The 3,624-nt window shown below is 56.0% G+C and carries 2 rRNA genes; both read right to left on the bottom strand.

Features of this window, described 5'->3' with window-relative positions:
* Nucleotides 1-2,384, bottom strand: a 23S ribosomal RNA gene (locus CRP27_RS17790); the annotation flags it as partial.
* A gap of 430 nt (nucleotides 2,385-2,814) precedes the next feature.
* Nucleotides 2,815-3,624 (bottom strand): 16S ribosomal RNA (locus tag CRP27_RS17785); the annotation flags it as partial.

The following is a 3,624-nucleotide window of genomic DNA, read 5'->3' as shown; positions in this document are numbered from 1 at the left end:
GACTCCACGAACACTAGCGTGCCCGCTTCACAGTCTCCCACCTATCCTACACAAGCCACTCCGAACACCAATACCAAACTGTAGTAAAGGTCACGGGGTCTTTCCGTCCTGCTGCGCGTAACGAGCATCTTTACTCGTAGTGCAATTTCGCCGAGTTCGCGGTTGAGACAGCTGGGAAGTCGTTACGCCATTCGTGCAGGTCGGAACTTACCCGACAAGGAATTTCGCTACCTTAGGATGGTTATAGTTACCACCGCCGTTTACTGGGGCTTAAATTCAGAGCTTCGCCCAAAGGCTAACCCTTCCTCTTAACCTTCCAGCACCGGGCAGGCGTCAGTCCGTATACATCGTCTTGCGACTTCGCACGGACCTGTGTTTTTAGTAAACAGTCGCTTCCCACTGGTCTCTGCGGCCTTCAACGCTCACGGAGCAAGTCCGGTCACGTGTCCGGCCCCCCTTCTCCCGAAGTTACGGGGGCATTTTGCCGAGTTCCTTAACCACGATTCTCTCGATCTCCTTGGTATTCTCTACCTGACCACCTGAGTCGGTTTCGGGTACGGGCGGCTGCAACCTCGCGTCGATGCTTTTCTCGGCAGCATAGGATCACTGATTTCCCCTTACGGGTACGCGTCGGATCTCAGGCGTACAGACGACGGATTTGCCTATCGTCAGCCCTACATCCTTACACCAGGTTCACCTTACGGATACCATCGCCTGGCTCAGCTACCTTCCTGCGTCACACCTGTTCATACGCTAACCGCACCAGCATGGGGTCGAGCGTTAGACCGCGCCGCATCACCCCGAAGGGATCCGCTGGTCACGGGTTAGGACTCTTAGCACCACTGGATTAGCTTGGGCGGTTGTTCGCCGGTACGGGAATATCAACCCGTTGTCCATCGACTACGCCTGTCGGCCTCGCCTTAGGTCCCGACTTACCCAGGGCGGATTAACCTGGCCCTGGAACCCTTGGTCTTTCGGAGGACGGGTTTCTCACCCGTCTTTCGCTACTCATGCCTGCATTCTCACTCGTGTAGCGTCCACGGCTGGATCACTCCGCCGCTTCACTCGCCACACGACGCTCTCCTACCACTCCGCACGACTGAACCACGAAGGCTTATCGAGTGTGCGAAATCTACAACTTCGGCGGTGTGCTTGAGCCCCGTTACATTGTCGGCGCGGAATCACTTGACCAGTGAGCTATTACGCACTCTTTCAAGGGTGGCTGCTTCTAAGCCAACCTCCTGGTTGTCTATGCAACTCCACATCCTTTCCCACTTAGCACACGCTTAGGGGCCTTAGTTGGTAGTCTGGGTTGTTTCCCTCTCGACGATGAAGCTTATCCCCCACCGTCTCACTGCTGCGCTCTCACTCACCGGCATTCGGAGTTTGGCTGACGTCAGTAACCTGTTGAGGCCCATCGGCCATCCAGTAGCTCTACCTCCGGCGAGAAACACGCAACGCTGCACCTAAATGCATTTCGGAGAGAACCAGCTATCACGAAGTTTGATTGGCCTTTCACCCCTATCCACAGCTCATCCCCTCCATTTTCAACTGAAGTGGGTTCGGTCCTCCACGACGTCTTACCGTCGCTTCAACCTGGCCATGGATAGATCACTTCGCTTCGGGTCTAGGACATGCGACTGTATCGCCCTATTCAGACTCGCTTTCGCTACGGCTACCCCACACGGGTTAACCTCGCCACATATCACTAACTCGCAGGCTCATTCTTCAAAAGGCACGCCGTCACCCCTACAAGGAGGCTCCGACGGTTTGTAAGCAAACGGTTTCAGGTACTATTTCACTCCCCTCCCGGGGTACTTTTCACCTTTCCCTCACGGTACTTGTCCGCTATCGGTCATCTGGGAGTATTTAGGCTTATCAGGTGGTCCTGACAGATTCACACGGGATTTCTCGGGCCCCGTGCTACTTGGGATACACATCCGGCCATAACACCATTTCGTCTACGGGGCTGGCACCCACTACGGCCCGGCTTTCAAACCGGTTCGACTATGATGCGCTGTAACCGCCCCAGTCCGGCAGAACTGAGCGACGTGTCCCACAACCCCGACCATGCAACGCCCGCCGGCTATCACACATGATCGGTTTAGCCTCATCCGCTTTCGCTCGCCACTACTCACGGAATCACATGTTGTTTTCTCTTCCTGTGGGTACTGAGATGTTTCACTTCCCCACGTTCCCTCTACCCGCCCTATATATTCAGGCGGGAGTCACCAGGTCACAAAAGCGCCCAGCGGGGTTTCCCCATTCGGAAATCCTCGGCTCACAGCTCGATTATCAGCTCCCCGAGGCTTATCGCAGATTTCTACGTCCTTCTTCGGCTCCAGATGCCAAGGCATCCACCGTTTGCTCTTAGAAACTTGACCACAAAGATTAAAATTGCGATCGACTCGAACAATCACCAACCCGAAAGCTGGTCATCGTCACGAGCGATCTAAGATGCTCGCGTCCACTGTGTAGTTCTCAACATACGATCGGCACCACACTCCCCCAGAAGCAACCGCTCCCAGCTTCATGTGGCCCACCGAAGAACCATACGGATCACTCCGCCGGCTCAACCCCCAGTCCGAAAAGACCGGGAAGCCTGGTCCCTCAGGACCCAACAACGTGCACCAGCCGACCCGCTCACCCCAACCCGTTCCAGACCTGCAAGCAAGCCGTACTGAGGTCGGAAGCTGCGCTCCCGACTGCACTGTCAATGTTCCACCCATGAGCTACCGGCGAGAACGTTCGTCTCGATCCGGCGCCTGGACCCACCACACCCTCAAAGGGCACGACGAGCCAGATGCTCCTTAGAAAGGAGGTGATCCAGCCGCACCTTCCGGTACGGCTACCTTGTTACGACTTAGTCCTAATCACCGATCCCACCTTCGACGGCTCCTTCCACAAGGGTTAGGCCACCGGCTTCGGGTGTTACCGACTTTCATGACTTGACGGGCGGTGTGTACAAGGCCCGGGAACGTATTCACCGCAGCGTTGCTGATCTGCGATTACTAGCGACTCCGACTTCATGAGGTCGAGTTGCAGACCTCAATCCGAACTGAGACCGGCTTTTTGGGATTCGCTCCACCTTACGGTATCGCAGCCCTTTGTACCGGCCATTGTAGCATGCGTGAAGCCCAAGACATAAGGGGCATGATGATTTGACGTCATCCCCACCTTCCTCCGAGTTGACCCCGGCAGTCTCCTATGAGTCCCCGCCATAACGCGCTGGCAACATAGAACGAGGGTTGCGCTCGTTGCGGGACTTAACCCAACATCTCACGACACGAGCTGACGACAACCATGCACCACCTGTACACCGACCACAAGGGGGCGACCATCTCTGGCCGTTTCCGGTGTATGTCAAGCCTTGGTAAGGTTCTTCGCGTTGCATCGAATTAATCCGCATGCTCCGCCGCTTGTGCGGGCCCCCGTCAATTCCTTTGAGTTTTAGCCTTGCGGCCGTACTCCCCAGGCGGGGCGCTTAATGCGTTAGCTACGACACAGAAACCGTGGAAAGGTCCCTACATCTAGCGCCCAACGTTTACGGCGTGGACTACCAGGGTATCTAATCCTGTTCGCTCCCCACGCTTTCGCTCCTCAGCGTCAGTTACGGCCCAGAGA

Source organism: Curtobacterium sp. 314Chir4.1, assembly GCF_900215175.1.
Lineage (GTDB): Bacteria > Actinomycetota > Actinomycetes > Actinomycetales > Microbacteriaceae > Curtobacterium > Curtobacterium pusillum_A.
This window is presented reverse-complemented; position numbering and strand designations above follow the sequence as displayed.